This window comes from Stieleria mannarensis (assembly GCF_014154935.1).
GTDB lineage: Bacteria > Planctomycetota > Planctomycetia > Pirellulales > Pirellulaceae > Stieleria > Stieleria mannarensis.
The window spans coordinates 1-1,466 of the sequence record NZ_JACEHH010000149.1 but is presented as its reverse complement, the minus strand read 5'-3'; the positions used below and the strand labels follow the sequence as shown (position 1 = coordinate 1,466).

Here is a 1,466-nt window from a genome sequence, read left to right as displayed (position 1 = left end):
CAATCCTGTAAAGCTGTCATTTCCGTGCCTCTAGGATTTTTTGTGTGCTGACATGGCGGCTTCCAGTAAATCGACGCTTGGGCTTCGGTTTGGTGGGGCCACGCACATGTTTGCGATAACGAGCGAGTGATGCATGCGCAGCGGTGGACCGGAGAAATCGAGTGAACTCTGCGAGCGACATCGACGCGAAAACTTTCCATTGCCGACTCGCAACTAATTCGTCCATGACAAATTGGCTGCGTGAAATCTCGTCCGCGATGTAGTAGTACGACACATCGCTGATCTCGTAACGCTTGCTGTATTGACCATGCTTGAGCAGAAGCATGCGAACACAACTCATCACGTTGAACAGCAGCAACGCCAACGAAAAACACAATCCCGCAGCTTGCGGATAGCAGAGTGCACGAATCTCTGCATTGAGAGCTCGCGAAAGGTGACCAAAGCAATTTTCGATTGTCCATCGTCTTCGATAGGCGGTGCTAATTCGACCGGCTCGAACTCGCGTTGGCAAATTCGTTAGCAAATGGAGTTCTTTGTCGCCATCACGAGCAGGAGTCGACAGCTTGACGGTAATTCGTCTGACCATTTTCCAGCTGCCATCGGGGAGCTGAACCTCGATACGTTGCTCGTAGACTTTTTGTCCGTCGGAATCCTTGCCGGCTGAAAATCGCTTTTCACCAGCGATTTCCCGCCAACTGGGACACGCTCCATGCTGGCGAATGATGAAGAATGATTGCTTGGCGAAAAAACACTCCAGCAAGTTGCCATCGCTGAAGTTGCGGTCGGCTATATACAGTGCACCCGGTAAAAGCTGCCGCTGGAGTAGCCGTTCGGCAATCTTGCGTTCGCAGCGATATGCATTTACGTCGCACTCAACATCGACGAACATTTCATGACGCATATCAAGTAAAGCGATCGCTCGTCCGGGCAGCGGTGCTCGAGCGTCGCTGCGTGATTCAATCAAGCGATGTTCGGTCGCGTTATAGGTCTTGCCGTCGATGACGAAGGTGTGAAATCCCTTGATCACATCTCGATGCGTCGTCTTGGTGGCCTTGCGAATCTTGGTGAGCTTCTCGGTGCTGACTCGAAGTAATGCGGAAGCGACAGGCGATTCGACGCCCTTGAGCTTGTCATAGAGCGCCTGGCGAGAATAGCCATGCTCGGCCGCCTGATGAGCGGCGTTGACACTCTTGCTGGCTCGAGTAATGACTGGAGCGAGCATATTGACCAGATGCGAGAATAGAATCTTGCTTTGGAGCTGGTGCTCCCGGTAGTCGTTGAAGATCTCATCGAGCGACTCATCGCTGAGGGTGCGCTCAAGTAAACCTCGGAAGAGTGTTGCCGCAGGCGCTTTGTGAGCCATTTGCTGGATCAGTTTAGCTATCATTTCCCAATCCCCCTGTGCGGAAAACAACGCGTTTCCCCACATCATACCAACAGCTGAAATGCTGGCTTTACAGGATTGG

At 52.4% G+C, this 1,466-nt stretch carries 1 protein-coding gene; it reads right to left on the bottom strand.

Features of this window, described 5'->3' with window-relative positions; translation table 11 throughout:
* Positions 1-16: 16 nt before the first annotated feature.
* The coding region (locus H1B37_RS32810; RefSeq protein WP_182871486.1) for a transposase at positions 17-1,466 on the bottom strand (1,450 nt) is incomplete at its 5' end.